Origin of the sequence: Bifidobacterium bifidum ATCC 29521 = JCM 1255 = DSM 20456, from assembly GCF_001025135.1 — a bacterium.
GTDB lineage: Bacteria > Actinomycetota > Actinomycetes > Actinomycetales > Bifidobacteriaceae > Bifidobacterium > Bifidobacterium bifidum.
In genome coordinates this window covers 2,112,315-2,128,415 of sequence record NZ_AP012323.1, presented here as the reverse complement: position 1 = coordinate 2,128,415, position 16,101 = coordinate 2,112,315, and the positions used below count along the sequence as shown (strand labels likewise).

The 16,101-nt window shown below is 62.7% G+C and carries 14 protein-coding genes and 1 tRNA gene; 10 read left to right on the top strand and 5 right to left on the bottom strand.

The features are described 5' to 3' along the window. Window positions 1-272 precede the first annotated feature (272 nt). The gene (locus tag BBBF_RS08925) at window positions 273-989 is read left to right on the top strand and encodes an HAD family hydrolase (protein ID WP_003816035.1); all 717 of its coding nucleotides are present in this window, start codon (window positions 273-275) and stop codon (window positions 987-989) included. Between the two features lie 213 nt (window positions 990-1,202). Here the strand turns inward: BBBF_RS08925 and BBBF_RS08920 are convergent. Together BBBF_RS08920 and BBBF_RS08915 are read right to left on the bottom strand one after the other, a co-directional pair. Further along, window positions 1,203-1,275 (bottom strand) — tRNA-Ala (locus BBBF_RS08920). A gap of 209 nt (window positions 1,276-1,484) precedes the next feature. Next, a complete protein-coding gene (locus BBBF_RS08915; protein ID WP_017143635.1) occupies window positions 1,485-2,183 on the bottom strand; it encodes a DedA family protein in 699 nt (232 codons plus the stop codon). Window positions 2,184-2,452: 269 nt separating this feature from the next. Here BBBF_RS08915 and rsmI point away from each other — a divergent pair, with 269 nt between their 5' ends. After that, window positions 2,453-3,454, top strand: coding sequence for a 16S rRNA (cytidine(1402)-2'-O)-methyltransferase (gene rsmI / locus BBBF_RS08910; RefSeq protein WP_017143634.1), 1,002 nt, complete (start codon window positions 2,453-2,455; stop codon window positions 3,452-3,454). A 1-nt stretch (window position 3,455) separates the two neighbouring features. On the opposite strand, the gene BBBF_RS09330 is transcribed toward rsmI, so the two are convergent. Next, a complete protein-coding gene (locus tag BBBF_RS09330) occupies window positions 3,456-3,887 on the bottom strand; it encodes a variant leucine-rich repeat-containing protein (protein WP_003814064.1) in 432 nt (143 codons plus the stop codon). Between the two features lie 110 nt (window positions 3,888-3,997). Then, on the bottom strand, window positions 3,998-4,828 hold the full coding sequence (locus BBBF_RS08905) for a hypothetical protein (RefSeq protein WP_003816042.1): 831 nt from the start codon (window positions 4,826-4,828) through the stop codon (window positions 3,998-4,000). Window positions 4,829-4,977: 149 nt separating this feature from the next. Here BBBF_RS08905 and metG point away from each other — a divergent pair, with 149 nt between their 5' ends. Beyond that, on the top strand, window positions 4,978-6,840 hold the full coding sequence (gene metG, locus BBBF_RS08900) for a methionine--tRNA ligase (RefSeq protein ID WP_003814069.1): 1,863 nt from the start codon (window positions 4,978-4,980) through the stop codon (window positions 6,838-6,840). Between the two features lie 195 nt (window positions 6,841-7,035). Next, entirely contained in the window at window positions 7,036-7,551 is a 516-nt protein-coding gene (locus BBBF_RS08895; protein ID WP_021648249.1) for a hypothetical protein, read from the top strand. 765 nt (window positions 7,552-8,316) lie between these two features. Here BBBF_RS08895 and BBBF_RS08890 read toward each other — a convergent pair. After that, a complete protein-coding gene (locus BBBF_RS08890) occupies window positions 8,317-8,466 on the bottom strand; it encodes a hypothetical protein (RefSeq protein ID WP_003814075.1) in 150 nt (49 codons plus the stop codon). 268 nt (window positions 8,467-8,734) lie between these two features. Here BBBF_RS08890 and BBBF_RS08885 point away from each other — a divergent pair, with 268 nt between their 5' ends. From BBBF_RS08885 to BBBF_RS08860, 6 genes are all read left to right on the top strand, one after another. Beyond that, on the top strand, window positions 8,735-10,225 hold the full coding sequence (locus BBBF_RS08885) for a substrate-binding domain-containing protein (RefSeq protein ID WP_021648248.1): 1,491 nt from the start codon (window positions 8,735-8,737) through the stop codon (window positions 10,223-10,225). After that, on the top strand, window positions 10,222-10,335 hold the full coding sequence (locus BBBF_RS08880; RefSeq protein ID WP_003816049.1) for a hypothetical protein: 114 nt from the start codon (window positions 10,222-10,224) through the stop codon (window positions 10,333-10,335). The genes BBBF_RS08885 and BBBF_RS08880 overlap by 4 nt, the downstream gene beginning before the upstream one ends. A 65-nt stretch (window positions 10,336-10,400) precedes the next feature. Then, entirely contained in the window at window positions 10,401-11,360 is a 960-nt protein-coding gene (locus tag BBBF_RS08875) for a TatD family hydrolase (protein WP_021648247.1), read from the top strand. Between the two features lie 163 nt (window positions 11,361-11,523). After that, window positions 11,524-13,986 carry a KUP/HAK/KT family potassium transporter gene (locus BBBF_RS08870; protein WP_021648246.1) on the top strand — a complete coding sequence of 821 codons (2,463 nt, stop codon included), beginning with the start codon at window positions 11,524-11,526 and terminating at the stop codon, window positions 13,984-13,986. Window positions 13,987-14,581: 595 nt separating this feature from the next. Further along, window positions 14,582-15,037, top strand: coding sequence for a hypothetical protein (locus tag BBBF_RS08865; RefSeq protein WP_229026541.1), 456 nt, complete (start codon window positions 14,582-14,584; stop codon window positions 15,035-15,037). A gap of 167 nt (window positions 15,038-15,204) precedes the next feature. Continuing rightward, on the top strand, window positions 15,205-16,071 hold the full coding sequence (locus BBBF_RS08860) for a class II glutamine amidotransferase (RefSeq protein ID WP_003814086.1): 867 nt from the start codon (window positions 15,205-15,207) through the stop codon (window positions 16,069-16,071). Window positions 16,072-16,101 lie beyond the last annotated feature (30 nt).

Sequence of the window (16,101 nt, the reverse complement as noted above, 5' to 3'; positions counted from 1 at the left end):
GGTTCGTTTCGATTTCGACTGATTGCCGCAGCCCGTACCGAATCGGTTGACTGGTCTTGAGGGCCGTTGGCGGAAATCCTGCCAGCGGCCCGCTTTCGTTTGCGCTGATTGCGGGTTGCCTCGGTCGAAGTATGGTCGTTGCTGAGTCATGAGCGTGTAATGGACGTCAAGAATCAGGCGCCCTCTTCGAGGTCATCTGGGATAATGAAAACGAAAGCCCGGTTGCTGGGCATGCAGGCATACAGTTGGCGTCAATACAAGGTGGGTTGTGCATGAGCGACATGTTGTTGAAGGCTGTGTTCTGGGATCTGGACGGTACGTTGATCGATTCGGAACCCTACTGGCACGAGGGCGAGATGGAGATCGCCGCGGCGCATGGCGGGTATTGGGATGAGGATCTAGCGTGGTCCTGTTCTGGCACTCCGCTTGACCATTGCGCGAAAACGATGATCGAGCACGGGACGAATCTGCCGCCCGAGCAGATTGCCAAGGCGATGGTCGATTACGTCGCCAAGAAGGAGTTCGAGAGGGTGCCTTGGACGAATGGCGTACTGGACGTGCTGGGGTCGCTGGTCGATGCCGGGATTCCCTCCGTGCTGGTCACGACATCGCCGCGCAGGCTCGCTCAGAACGTGATTGATCATGCGCCGGCCGGCGCGTTCGCCGGATTCGTCTGCGGTGACGATGACCTGCCGCATAAGCCCGATCCGGCTCCATATCTGGCGGCGGCGAAGATGCTCGGCATCGAAACGGGCGTGGCCGGAGCCGATGGTGCCGCGGCACTCCCTGGCATCGCGAGGTGTGTCGCTTTGGAGGACTCGGCCACGGGTATCGCCTCGGCTGTCGCGTCCGGAGCCACGACCATTGCCCAGCTCGGCTTCAACCGCAACGCCAAAGCCGACGGTCCGCAATGCGCCTCCATCGACGGCTTCGCCGGCATCACCGCCGAAGCGCTGAATGCCTTCATCCGCCAGCGCCTCGGCTCCTGAACCACCAGCGGTCGCTGAATCTTCCTCCCGCTGGCGGGGCTGTCGACTGAAAGCCGACTGGGGGTGGTCTTTACCATGGGGGCGGTCTTTACCGTATCGGCTCCAGACCCCCCCAGTCTCGCTGTGCTCGGCAGCCCCCGCCAGCGGGGGCGTATGGTCATCGGGGGCGAAAAATGAAAAAGGCCGATCCCGGTGGAATGGAATCGGCCTTCGTGGAGCTGATGGTAATCGAAACCACGACCTCTTCGATGCGAACGAAGCGCTCTACCAACTGAGCTACAGCCCCTTGGATGTTGCCTTGCTCCGCAGGACAACTCAATACACATTAATACGACCCATGTCCAAATGCAAGCCGGCGTGTGTGAAAATTGGGTGCCGGTTATGGGCTGATATGCGTCACTGTGCGTGGGGTGCGTCACTGGGTGAGCTCTCACCCAGTGACGCAACGGAACGTAATCAGGCAGGCCGGGCGGCCAACAGGAGTGGCCGGTCGCGTTACTTGTTCTGCGTGCCGGCCGCCACACTCGATGAGTTCGCCGCGGTACCGGGCTTCTTGCCGAATTTCGCCTTGAGCAGTCCGATGATGGTCGGCAGCAGCGACACCAGCAGAATCAGCACGATGACCAATTCGAAATGCTTCTGCACGACGGGGATGTTGCCGAAGAAGAATCCCAGCAGTGTGAACAGCGTGGACCAGCACAGGCCGCCCAGCACCGAGAACGGGGTGAACCGGCTCCAGCGCATGCCGGAAATACCGGAGATGAACGGCATGAACGTGCGGATGAATGGGAAGAAACGCCCGAGGAACACCGCCAGTGGCCCCCATTTCTCGATCATCTTCTCGGTTTTCGCCAGCCGTTCCGGCGTCATGGCCTTCACCTTGCCTGACGCGATGATTCGGCGTCCGAAGAAGTGTCCGATGAAGTAGTTGCTCTGATCGCCCAGGATCGGAGCAATCCACACTATGGGCAGCAGTGCCATCAACGGCAGCCCGCTGTCGCCCTGCGCGGCGAAGAAGCCGGCTGCGAACAGCAGCGAGTCGCCGGGGAGGAACGGGAAGAACACCACGCCCGTCTCAATGAATACGATGAGAAAGATGAAGCCGAGCGCAGGTGCGGTGCCCATGGCAATCCAGCTGGCGATTGCGCCGCGAGGGTCCTTCAGCAAATTGACGATGAAATGAACGAAACCCATGAAAATTCCCGTCACTATCAATGGTGTAATTCCATTAAGAAAACTCTAAGAACCATACCAGCGGGGGTGTAACAGGGGAGACGCGGTATATAGCGGTGCGGATAGGCGGTTTTGCGTTCTTAAGTGCGCGCTGAAACGACGACCGTGCGCACTTAGGTACGCAAACAGGATCATTTGCGTTCTTATGTTCGCGCACTTGTCGTTTCGGCGCGCACTTAGGTACGCAACGGGTGGCCGTCAGGTACTTGGCGTGCGGGATACTGGGAACCATGGATACTGTGCAAGATGATTCGCAAGTCGTGCTGGAGGGCGCCTCGCCGGACGCCACTGTACCGGACGCCACTGTACCGGACGCCACCGAGCCGAAGGCCGCCCCGCGGACGGTCATGGTGCCGAGCGGCACTGTTGTGCTCGCCGCCACGCCGATCGGCAATGTGGGCGACGCCTCCGACCGATTGAAGGCGCTGCTGGCGGACGCCGACATCGTCGCAGCCGAGGACACGCGGCGACTGTATGACCTCGCGAACCGACTCGGCGTGCACGTGAACGGCACGGTCATCGCCTATCACGACCACAACGAGCGAGCCAAGGCCGACGGGCTGCTCGACCGTGTGGAGACCGGCGCCACCGTGCTGGTGGTATCCGACGCGGGCATGCCGACCATCAACGATCCCGGACTGGCGATCGTGCGCCGGGCCATCGAGCGTGGGCTGCCGGTCACGTGCGCGCCCGGACCGAGCGCCGTGCTCGACGCGCTCGCGCTCTCCGGCCTGCCGACCGACCGGTTCTGTTATGAGGGGTTCCTGCCGCGCAAGCACTCCGAACGCGTGCAGCATCTGCGCATGCTGCAGTCCGAGCGCCGCACGATCGTGTTCTACGAGACGCCCCATCGCATCGCGGATTCGATGGATGACCTGCTCGATGCGTTCGGCCCGAACCGCGCGATGGCGTTGTGCCGCGAGCTGACGAAGGATTATGAGGAGATTCGTCGCGGCATGGTCGGCACGATACGCCAAGGCGTCGTTGACAATCCGCCGCGCGGCGAGATGGTGCTGGTGATTGGTGGCGCGTCGGATGAGGAGGCGGAGGCGGCCGCGCCGGCGACGTTGAGCATCGACGATCTGGCCGTGCTGGCCATCGACCGTGCCCTGGAGGATGGCGTGCGCATCAAAGACGCGATCGCGCAGGTGGTCGCCGAACATCCGCTGCCGGATGGCTCGTTGCCGAACCGCAAGCAGGTGTATACGGCCGTTCTGGCAATGAAATCCTGACTTATGCCGCCGGCAGACCGTCGAGCAGGATGGTCAGGGCGCGGTTGACGCCGGGGCCGCCCGCCTGCGCGACGTATTCCAGAAGTGCGGCGTCCGCGCTGGGATTGGCGACCAGCCAGCGCCGCAGTTCCGGCTCATGCTCGGCGATGAACCAGAGCACTTCCGGCGCGGTCGCGGGATCGCACGCCAGCAGCGGGGAGAGTCTGAGCGGCGGAGGGGGAGGAGCCGCCCGCGTTGACCGCCGTGACGCCGTCGCCTGTTCACGTCGTTGCAGAGCATGCATCCGTCTGCCGGGAATGCTCTTGCGTTTGGCTCGTCTGGCTTGACTGTGCCGAAGCCGTCGCCTGGCCGTCCCCGCGCGGGGACGCTCGCACAGCGTCTCCGCGGGATTCTGCAGTCGCTGCAATGTCTTCTCCTGTGATGGCATTCGCATGTGGCTCTCCTTTCGTCGTGCTGATGCGTCGTGCTGATGTGTCGTGGCGGTGAGCCGTGTCGATGGTTGAGTCGGACGGGAGGCCGATGCGGCCCCGCGACCGCTTGCAATCAGAAGAAATGCTTCATTGATGTGAACAGTTCCCTGGCCGGTTGGGTGTTCGGCCAGAAATGGTTGTCATCGAGCGTCTGCATGCACTGCGCAAGACTGACCTGATACTCCTCGAACAAGGCGCACAGCACGTCGCACGCGTCGTGCTCGTTCAGCTCTCCCGGCGTCAGCAGCGCGATGTCGCAGGCTGTGCGCATCGGCGTGGTGATGCGCAGGTTCCCGACCTGTATGACGTGCTCGGGAGCCGTCTTGCGGTTGAAGACGCGAATCTTCCGTCCGTGCGAATCCGCCCGGTAATGGGAGCTGGATATGACATCGACCGTGCGCGGGAACGTGCCGCCGAGCCATACCCACGCGGCGGTGAGCGCGCATGCGATCGTCCCGAACGGGATGAGTTTCAGCGCGATCATCGCGCGGCCGTACAGGGTGTCGGCGTGCTCGGCGCTGTATGCGTTGGTTTGGTCGAGCGAGTGCAGGGTGCCGAAATGCGTCAGCCGAGCCATGCTGAGCGGACCGGGAAGGTCCTTGTGGGTGAGCAGTGGCGTGGTGTCGATACGCGGCATGGTGCCGCGCGCGATGAGGTCGGAAACGATTGCGACGGCGTTGTCGCTGTGGCTGATTGTGCCGGCTGACTCCGTGCCGGGCCGCGTTGCGCCGGGCTGAGTCTTGCTTGGCGCCGCCGCAGTGGGTCGCGTTGCGCTGGGCGGCCCTGTGTCGGGCTGTGTCGCGTTGGGCTGCGGCTTGCCGACTTTTGCCGCTTCAGCGACATCCGTCTGGTCGGGCGCCGGCGCGACTCCATATCTGATATCCGAAGGCAGTATTCTGTTCATACGCCGACCATAACCATACGATGCGGCGGTCCGCCACCGACCCGGCGAAATCTGTGGATATGTGCATAACTCACATTCCGCGACGCCGCATTGTGGATAATGCTGTGGATACGCCGCGGTGTCCCCGCTGAGCCGGATAATCGGGATTTATGAGTCATGTTTTGGTAAATGTCGCTTGGCCGTACGCGAACGGCCCCCGTCACATCGGGCATGTCGCCGGTTTCGGCGTGCCCTCGGACGTCTACGCCCGATATGAGCGTATGAAGGGCAACGACGTGCTGATGGTGTCCGGCACCGACGAGCACGGCACCCCGATTCTCGTCGAGGCGGAGAAGGAGGGGCTGACCGCCCAGGAGCTCGCGAACCGCTACAACCGCGTGATCGCCAAGGACCTGTGCGACCTCGGCCTGAGCTACGACCTGTTCACCCGCACCACCACCGGCAACCATGAGCATGTGGTGCAGGAGCTGTTCAAGCAGTGCCTGCAGAACGGATACATCTATAAGGGCACGCAGAAGGTCGCGATCTCGCCGTCCACCGGACGCACGCTGCCGGACCGCTACATCGAGGGCGAATGCCCGATCTGCCACGCCGACGGCGCCCGCGGCGACCAGTGCGACGCCTGCGGCAACGAGCTCGACCCCGACGAGCTGATCAACCCCGTCTCCAAGATCAACGGCGAAACCCCGCGCTTCGAGGAGACCGAACACTTCTTCCTCGACCTGCCGGCGCTCGCCGAGGCGAACCTCGCGTGGCTCAAGACCCGCAAGGGCTGGCGCACCAACGTCATCAACTTCTCCATCGGCCTGTTCAAGGAAGTCAAGCCCCGCGCCATCACGCGCGACATCGACTGGGGCATCCCCGTACCGGTGGCGGGATGGATCGACAATCCGAACAAGAAGTTGTACGTGTGGTTCGACGCGGTGATCGGCTACCTGTCGGCCTCCATCGAATGGGCCCGCCGCCAAGGCGACCCGGAGAAGTGGCGCGAGTGGTGGAACGACCCGAGCTGCCCGGCCTACTACTTCATGGGCAAGGACAACATCACCTTCCACTCCCAGATCTGGCCCTCCGAGATGCTTGCCTACAACGGCAAGGGTTCCAAGGGCGGAGAGACCGGTGAACTCGGCCCGCTGAACCTGCCCGAGCAGGTGGTGGCCAGCGAGTTCATGACGATGGAGGGCAAGAAGTTCAGCTCGTCGCGCGGCATCGTCATCTACGTCAAGGACATCCTCGCTCGCTACCCCGTGGACGCCGTGCGCTACTACATCTCGATCGCCGGCCCGGAGACCTCCGACGCCGACTTCACGTGGGCCGAGTTCGTACGCCACAACAACGAGGAGCTGGCCGCGAGCTGGGGCAATCTGGTCAATCGCGTCGCCAACCTGATCAACAAGAACTTCGGCGAGATCCCGGCGCTCGACGAGGACTCGATGACCAACGAGGACCGTGCGCTGCTCAAGGAGACCTCGGACGCGTTCGACGAGATCGGCGCGCTGATCGAGAAGCATCACCAGAAGAACGCGCTGGTCGCCGCGATGCGCGTGGTCGGCGACATCAACAAGTACATCTCCGCCGAGGAGCCGTGGAAGATCAAGGACGACGAGGCTCGTCTGGGCACGGTGCTGCATGTGGCAGCGCAGGCGGTGTACGACGCGAACCACCTTCTGGCGCCGTTCCTGCCGCACGCGTCGCAGAAGGTCTACGAGGCGCTGGGCGGCTCAGGCGTATTCTCGCCGCTGCCGCGCCTTGAAGAGGTCGAAGACCTCGACAAGCCGGGCTTCACGTATCCGATCATCACCGGCGACTACAAGCTCGGTGAGACCGTGCACCCGTGGGGGAGCGAGCGTCTGGTGGCCGGCACTCCGGTGCCGAAGCCGCATCCGATTTTCGCGAAAATTCCGCCTGAGGCTGTGGCCGAGGAGCTCACCCGCTTCGACACCGAGCTCGCCGCCCGCAAGAAGGCCGAGGCTGAGCGGTTCGCCGCGGCCCAAGCCGAACTCAAGCAGTGAAATCTAGGCGCTGACAAGGGCCGTTGACTGTTGAGGCTTTGTTGTAATCCCCCCTGACATATGAATGTCAGGGGGATTTTTCGTCCGATGCGTGAGCAACGGTAGAAAATAGGAAATATTTTTCGTATATTATGCTCAACTGACAGCCATGCAAGGAAGTGACGCCGCGCTTTGGCGGCTATCGCATGTGTTGCGATGACCGGCATCATGCAAGTACCGGCTGCGTCGGTCGCCACCGGTACCGGTTTCACGGCCGGCGAGCAAGTCGACCTGACCGATGTGGCACCCTCTGGTGCCAAACAGTCGTTCGCGCCCGCCGCGGAATCCTTCAGCATGGCCGTTAGCGAGCAACGTGACTCCGCCATGCGCATGAGGGTCATGGACGGGGTGCTCAAGGCGCTGCGCATGCGCATCAACGGTGTCATGGAAGCTGGCGCGGCCATACCCCTCGCTGAGAGACGTCGGCAATTCCCCTTCACGCCGATGACCACCGGGACGCTGCTGCTGACCCGTGACGAGCTCATGGACGTGCAGCAGCGTATCAATGGCCTGCTGGACGAATACTTGCGGCTGAGCGAGCAGCGGCGCGGCAGCGATTATGAGTATCAGGTGTCGTACGCGTGGTCGCTGCTGCCATCGAACCCGGCTGCGGTAGTTGGGGAGGATGTGGATGCGGGTGGGTCCGCAGAGGATGATTGCGACGACCGGTGACCACCCCAGTCGCTACGCGACAGCCCCCCGCCAGCGGGGGCAAAACGGTACCGTCGCTACGCGACAGCCATTCGGGCCCTGCAATTGGGGACGGCCTTCGGCCTCAGCCCACTTGCTCGCCTGTCGGATCGCCTTCGTCTACAAACAGCTCTGCCGTTTGCTCAGCCCGCCGCAAAGTGACGGAGAGTTGTTACCGGTGAAGAACGGCCATGTTCCTTGCCTATTGGCCGGTTTTCCGTACATTGTGTCGGGATGTGACTACATGCTCACAAGTCGGGCACACATCTCACAGATAATTCCGAGGAACATGCATCATTCCTCCAAGCATGATGCGGTTATATAGAACATGTCAGCGGTTGTTACAACGTTGGCGAGGTTGTTGAAACCCCATAATTGAACCCCTTCTTCTCTCTCTTCTCTCACCCGGCGGCTTCCCCGCCGGGTTCTTCTTTTCCGGTGTGTGGTTGCGCCTATCGGATAGGAGCGTGAGGGCCTTTCATCCAACCCCTGATGCGACACGCCCGGATTGCGTAGCACAATCGTCTATCTGCGTTCACAGGGTCGCGGCATTCCGCCATTCTCCGGAATGCCGTGCTTCAATTGTGCGAAGCAATCCGGGCGTGTCGCATCAGGGGTTGGATGTCGGACTGCCGCGCACGGCGGATTATGAAGGGATTTCGATCGTGCGGGCGGCGCGACCACAACAGTTGCATGATGTTCCTTTCATTGTTCGGGTCGGCACCCGGCCTACCGTACGGTGAAGCCTTACTCTTCTCCATATTTCTTGAGCGATTCGCCCCACTGCTGCAGGGCCTCGTGCAAGGTGAGTTTGCCGTGGTATGACTGGCCGATGGAATCCACGGCGATCGAGTTCGCGTACGCCGTGTACGACAGATACGTGAAGTCGGTGCGCACGTCCTTGGACGCCTGGGCGATGACGGCGTGGGGCTTCTGCCCTCCGAAGAAATCATCGGTCTGGGCCGCGGGTCGCCGAGCGTCGATTTCAGCGGAGGAATGCCCTCCTGCGCAAGATTCCCCTTCACGCCGTCGCTGTGCGCGAACGTGTAGGCGGCCTTGGCCTCGCGGTCGTCTGTGCCGGTCGGCAGTGCGAGCGCACCGCCTCCGTTCTCCCCGTTCGGGGCCTCCCCGGCAGCATCATCGCGCTGGTGGTGCCGACGGCGTCTTGTCGCAGATCCTCAAAGGGGCGCAGGTCACGGCCATGGAATCGGACAGCGCGGTGAGCGTCATCGAAACGGGGTCGTCCGGGCAGCGCACACAGCAGATGCTCGACCATCTCGCCGACAAGGTGAACGGCGTCATCCTGTCCACCGACGCGCCCGGCATCAGTTTCATCCGCGACTATGCGAAGCGCGTGCCGCTGGTCGTGCTGAACCGTCCTCTCGAAGGCGTGGCCAGCGTTGTGCCCGATCCGCGCATCGGCACCGTGCGCACTGAGCCTGCTGAAACGCTACCATCACACCGCGGTCACGTACGTCGCCGGCCCGGCCGCGTCATGGGCCAATCAGTCGAGGTGGCCGCGGTGCATGACATCGGGAACCGCATGGGATTCAAGGTCAATCAGATAGGCCCGGTGCACCCCACAGTCGAGGGCGGCTATCAGGCCGCGCTCGCATTGGAGGGCGGGGACACCACCGCCATCATCACCTACAACGATCTGATCGCGGTGGGCATCGTGCTGCGGTTCACCGCCGACGGCGTGAACGTGCCCGGTGACGTGTCGGTGATCGGATTCGACAACACGCTGATCGCCCCGGTGGTCATGCCGCCGATCACCTCGATCCGCATTCCGCGCGCCCAGCTGGGGCAGGTGGCCGTACACCGTCTGCTGCTGATGATGATATCGCCGATGATCCTGCTGGGGGTGTTCCTGTGGATTCCGGGGATGCCGTTCGGCATATACGTGTTCGCCTGCTGGCGGTGTACCTGGGAGATGACGCCTGAGACTGCCGGATTCGGCGCGCACGCGCGGGGCGAGAAGCGTGACGGGCACGTCGGCATGGCGGGCTGGCTGCGGCGTGCACGGCTGGTGTTGCGCGAGTATGCGAGCACGCTGCGCGTCAAGGAGTTCCGCAAGCATCTGGCCATCTACCTTCTGGTGCAGGTGACGATGGACGTGTTCGGCCAGACGTTCGTGTTCTTCGTGGTGTACGACTGGAACCATACGGCGGCGTTCGCGTCGCTGATGCCGGGATGCGCCGCCGTCTCGCTGCCGCTGATGCCGGTGTTCGGCTGGGCGATGACCAAGATAGGCCCGAAACGACTGTACGCGATCAATTTCATCGGCTGGCTTGGTACGGCCTGGCTGTTCGCGGCGTGGATGCTGGTCGGCACGCTGCCGGAACCGTGGTGGACGGTGTTCCCGTACATCGCGGACATCGACCAGATCGTGACTCGCCGGTACCGTTCCGCCACGTTCTCCGGCATTCAGGCATCGTTCCGTCAGCTGGGCTCGGGAATAGCGACGATTGCCGCCGGCCTGGTGCTGGGCGCGGTCGGCTTCGACGCGACGCGCGCATGGCAGACGACGGTGGCGGGCATTGGATTGGGAGCCGTGCTGCTGGGCTGGTTTACCGTCTTGCCGTCGCGATGGTCATCTGCTGGATTGTGTCCGCCCATCTCGCCATCAACAAGCGTGCGGACGGCATCGTATTGACAGAGATCACCCGCCTGCGCAACGGCGGCGACAAGGCCGACGTCACGCCCGAAACCCGTCATGTGGTGGAACGACTGACCGGTCTGCCCTACGAGAACTGCTGGCGGTAGCCGGCGAGGCGAGACCCATGAACGGCCGCGCAGCAATGCCGTGCCGCTCGCTACACTGGTGAGACATGAGCAAGCATCATCATCGTGACCGCAGCTGGGCGCCCGCGCCGTCGCCGCTGCCCGACGACGCGCACGTCATCGACAACCATACGCATGTGGCATCCGTCATTCCGTTTGCGCGGGCCATGAGCCACGAAGCCGTCGAAAAAGGACAGCCGGAAGTACCGGTGTACGACGTGGAGCAGCTGCTCGCCCAAGCCGCGGCAGTCGGCGTCACCGGCATCATCGACTGCGGGTGCGAGCTGCCGAACCTCATGACCGCCATCCAGATGGCCGTCGACCATCCCGACTCCGTTCATGCCGCCATCGCAATCCACCCCAATGAAGCCGTGCTCCACGGTCACCGCGGCGTCCCCGGGCCGGACGGTCTGTCGCTGAAATACAAGCCCCACCATGACGTGAGCTTCGACGACGCGCTCGCCGAAGTGCATCGCGTGGCCCTCGCATACCCGCATCAGGTGGTCGCCATCGGCGAGACCGGCATGGACCTGTTTCGCACCGGGGAAGGCGCGAAGGAACTGCAGCGAGACGCCTTCCGCGAGCATATCGCGCTCGCCAAGGAGCTGAACCTGCCCATGCAGATCCACGACCGCGACTCGCACCGGGAGGTCATCGAGACGCTGCTCGCAGACGGCAGCCCAGAGCGAACCGTGTTCCACAGCTACTCCGGCGACGCCGAAATGGGCGAGATCGCGCGCGACAACGGCTGGTATCTGAGCTTCTCCGGCACGGTCAGCTACAAGGGCAACGACGGTATCCGCGAATCAGCCCGGCTGGTCGGACTGGACCACATCATGGTCGAGACGGACGCGCCGTATCTTACGCCGATGCCATACCGCGGGCGCACCAACGCGCCGTACATGATCCCGTACACGCTGACGGCGCTCGCCGACGTGTTCGACCTGCCCGTCGCCGAAGTCGCGCGTGCGACGCGGCGCACGACACGCACGGTATACGGGGTGTGACGAGGGGCGGCAAGGGCGGCCGGCGTCCTCCCCAAGTTGGAAAAAACCGAAAAGGGGCATATACTGACCGCTTGAATTTGAAATACCAAGGTTTCCGTTAGTAGCTGTACCTAGAATATGCGGATATCATGTGCGGATTATCCCCGTCGATGGAGGAAGCATCATGGCTCAAAAGCCCGATGAAACGTTGTTACGTGCCGACACGTTCACCAACGTCCCGAAAGTCTCCCGTCGCACACTGACGAAAGAGGAGCGCGAAGAGCTTGCAAAGCAGCAGGCGGCAGAAACCAAGGAAGCGGAAAAACTCGCCAAGACCGCAAGCAAGGGAGCGATCGGCCGCTGGTGGCGCAGATTGCAGTCCGGCCCCAACAAGATCTCGCTCGGCATGGCCATCGTCGCGCTCGGCGTGGTCTACGGCGACATCGGAACATCGCCCCTGTACACCGCGCAGACGTTCCTTTCCGGCCAGGGCGGCATCGCCAACACCGACCGTGAGGCCGTGCTCGGCATGCTGTCGCTGGTGTTCTGGTCGATAACGCTGATCACCACCGTCAAATACGTGCTCATCGCCATGCGTATCGACAACAAGGGCGAAGGCGGCATCTTCGCCCTGTATTCGCTGATTCGCAGGCATGGCGCATGGCTCGCCATCCCCGCCATGCTCGGCGGCGCGGCGTTCCTCGCCGATTCCGTGCTCACCCCGGCCGTGTCGATCAGCTCCGCGGTCGAAGGCCTGAAGACGCTGCCGCCATTGGAGGCGCTGTTCAAGGAAAACGGCAACCTGACGCTGATGATCACCGTGGTCATCATCGTCGTGCTGTTCTCCGTGCAATCGCGCGGCACCGAAAGCATCGGCCGCGTGTTCGGCTCCGTGGTGCTGGTGTGGTTCACGTTCCTCGCCGTGGTCGGCGCGGTGAACCTCTCCGGCGATTGGTCCGTGCTCGCGGCGCTCAACCCCGTGTACGGCGTGAAATTCCTGTTCAGCCCGCACAATGCGGCCGGCATCGCCGTCATGGGCACCGTGTTCCTGTCGACCACCGGCGCCGAGGCGCTGTACTCCGACATGGGACACGTGGGACGCGGCAACATCTACTTCACGTGGCCGTTCATCAAGGTCGCCCTGGTGTTCAACTACTTCGGTCAGGGCGCGTGGATCCTCAAGAACCAGAACAATCCCGAGTACCAGCACATGGAGGGACTGAACCCGTTCTTCCAGATGATGGATCCGAACGTGCGCTATGTGGCCGTCATCCTGTCGGTCACGGCCGGCATCATCGCCTCGCAGGCGCTGATCACCGGCGCGTTCACGATGGTGTCAGAGGCGACCGGCCTCAACTGGATGCCCCATCTTCAGGTGCGGTATCCGGCGCGCACCCGCGGCCAGCTGTACATTCCCGTCATCAACTGGGTACTGTGCGCGGCCACGCTCATCGTGCTGGGCATATTCCGGGATTCCGAGCATATTTCGGCGGCTTACGGCCTTGCGCTGACGATCACGATGATCACCACTACGATCCTGCTGGCGGTGTACATGTGGTACGACCGCAAGCGGGTGCTGGCGGTCGTGTTCACCATCGTGTTCCTCGCCATCCAGCTGATGTTCTTCATCGCGTCGATGGCGAAGTTCCTGCACGGCGGCTGGTTCACGATGCTGCTGACGTTGGCGATCCTGTTCATCATGTACACGTGGAACGAGGGCACGCGTCTGGAACGCGCGCAGCGCCGCCACATGATGCCGAAGGACTTCCTGCCGGCGCTTGACCGCCTGCACGGCGACTTCCGCATCCCGTATTTCGCCGACAACATCGTGTATCTGACCAGCGATTCGGATATGCGACGACTGGATACGGACATCTTCTTCTCGATCTTCGCGGATCATCCCAAGCGCGCCCGTGCGTGGTGGGCGGTGTCGGTGCAGACCACCGACGAACCGTTCACGCGCGAGTACTCCGTGCAGAATTTCGGCACGAGCTACCTGTTCCGAGTGCGTATCCGTCTGGGATTCAAGGTGTCGCAGTCTATTCCGGTGTACCTGCACCAGATCATGCACGACCTGTCGGATTCCGGTGACCTGCCGCAGCAGAAGTCCGTCTACCCGAAGGTGGACGCCGACCCGGAGATCGGCACCATCCGTTACGTGCTGATTCACAAGGACCTGATGCCGGAATCCAAGATCTCCACGCGAGGCGCGATGTCGTTGCAGGCCAAGTACGCGATTCGTCACGTCGCCGGCTCCCCGATCAAATGGTTCGGCCTGGCGCCGTTCAACCCGTTGGTCGAGGTTCAGCCGCTGTTCATCTCCACTCGCCGACCGCCGCGTCTGAAGCGCGTCGCGTTGCGTTCGCGCACGCCGCGCGTCAACGATATCGTGACCGTCAGCAAACCGGAAGAACGGCCGGCTGCGAAACCGACCGCGAAGAACGGTGGCTCGGGCAGCACGAAGGCTGCGTCCGCGGCGAGGGACGGAAGCAAGACGAAGCCTGCGGGCTCGGCGCAGAAGGCCACCGCTGCGAAGGACGGCGCTGCGAAGCCTGCAGCCGCAGATGCCAAGGGAGGCGCGAAGGTCGACGCGACGAAAAATGATGCCGTGAAGGTCGACGATTCGGCGAAACTCGCTAAGCAGTAGACGCACACGGGCCGCACTGCCGGCTCGCGTGCGCTCCTGATGGACTGATGGACTGCGGAGGCAAAGCGCCCATGCGTTACGGCCTGGGTGCCGCGTATTTGCGCCAGCAGCCGCCTCAGTACGGGCGATGGTCGTCGGATGGCGCAGCCATGACAGGACCGTTGCCGGCTGTCCCGTTTGCGCAATAGTCGCTCTATGCGCCACCGTCGCGGTAGCCGTCCCGCTGGTACTGCCGTTCGGTGCATATCCGGTTATCGCAAGGACGACCTCTACTGTCTGTGACCGGCGAGATGGCATCACGGTCTGCGTTTGGCCGGTCAGCCGGCTGCCGACTTGTCTGGGAAACTTGGTCGAAATGGATATGTGACGCCTGCCAAGTTGTCCGAATCCCCGGCGGATCATACTGCATGGCTGTTCAGCGCTGAAGACAGTGAACAGTTGTCCGGCGATGAGATTGCCTCGTACCTGCTGTCCGGTCTGCTGACGTATGACACCACACAGAACGGATGCGAGATATTGGACACGCAGGCACGTGATTATCAGGTCGCTGAATTATGGATGACGAACGCTGCCGGCTTGCATGAAGACGGCGAGGATGGCACTGCTGACGATGCTGTGTTTGGCCGCGCAGCTTGTTACGCTGCCATTGGCGTCCATGACGGTTGGATTGCCTGCGCTGGTCGGTTCCGGCGTGAGTCTGCCTCTTGCGACGTTGGCGGCGCTTGTGCCTGCGACGATAATTGCGTGGTCGCTGCCTGGCATGTCTGCGGCTGATGTGGCTGCCGTCAGGAATACGTGGCTGATGGATCGTGCGGCGTTGCTGGTGTTGATTGCGGGAATGATGGCACTGGGTGCGGTGATGATACCGGTATATGGCACGGCCGGGGTCGCGCAGGCGCTATCTGTGGGCGGACTTGGCTGCTTCGGGGTGATATGTGGCCGCCTGTGCGGACTGAGAGTTGGCGCGGCGGCACCTGCTTCATACCTGTTCGTCTGTTGTGCGATTGGCGAGCGGGCAGGTGGACGCTTGTTCTTCTGGCAGTTTCCCTGATGACGACGCTTGCCCGTCAATCGGCCGTTTGTGTGGCCGTATTGGTCGTATCGGCATGTGTCTGCCGGGTGCCGGACCGCGTGCGCATCGCGGCCGTGCGCACGCTATAAGGAACTCCTATAGCCACGCCCGCTTGTCAGCCGCCGCGGCACGATACAGTACCAAGCATGTGCAGATTACTGGGATACGCGACATCGGGATTCAACCTGAGCCTCAACGACGTCCTGGGCATGCACGAGGTGACGGATTTCCGGGATCTCAGCGAGATCCACAATGACGGTTGGGGTGTCGCGTTGCTGTCGAACCCCACTGAGCTGCCGTTTGCCGCCGGCGAGGTACGCAAGCCCGAGACCGGCACGAAACTGTACAAGAGCACACTGGCCGCCCGCCATGACCCGATTTTCCGTGACTTTGCGGACGACCCCGCACGCGGTGGCCTGTGGCACCTGCGTCTCGCCAGCTCCAACCTGCCGCTGATTCTGGAGAACCAGCAGCCGTTCTTCGCGAACGGGCTGAGCTTCATCCACAACGGCGACATCTCCGACGACCGCGGCATCAACATCGTGCTCAATCGTGCGTACCCGATCAATCAGGGTGCGTTCCTGTCGACCGGCGGCCGTTCCGACTCCGCGATCTTCTTCTCGGTCATCCTCGAATACATCGCGTTCGGCTTCGCGCTGGACGAGGCCGTGGCGCAGGCGGTACGCCAGCTGCGTCAGGCGTACCCCAAGTCCAGCTACAACTGCATGATCCAAAGCCAGGACCAGCTCGTGGCTTTGTGCGCCGCCGGCCGCGAGAAGACGTCGCCGCGCATCGTCGAGATTTACGACGAGTACGGCAAGGGCGAGAAAGCTCACGATTACCGTGTGATGAGGTACCGTGACGTGCAGGACTGTGACGGCAAGCCGTCCGGTGTGGTCGTGGCGAGTTCCGGCTTCGAGCAGAACGAGTCCGATGGCTGGAAGGCGCTGAAGAACGATCAGATGATCGTGGCGTCCAACCGTACCGGCGAATACCACGTGCGCTCCATCTGAGAGGCGTCTATCGGGCGATTGATGGCACCC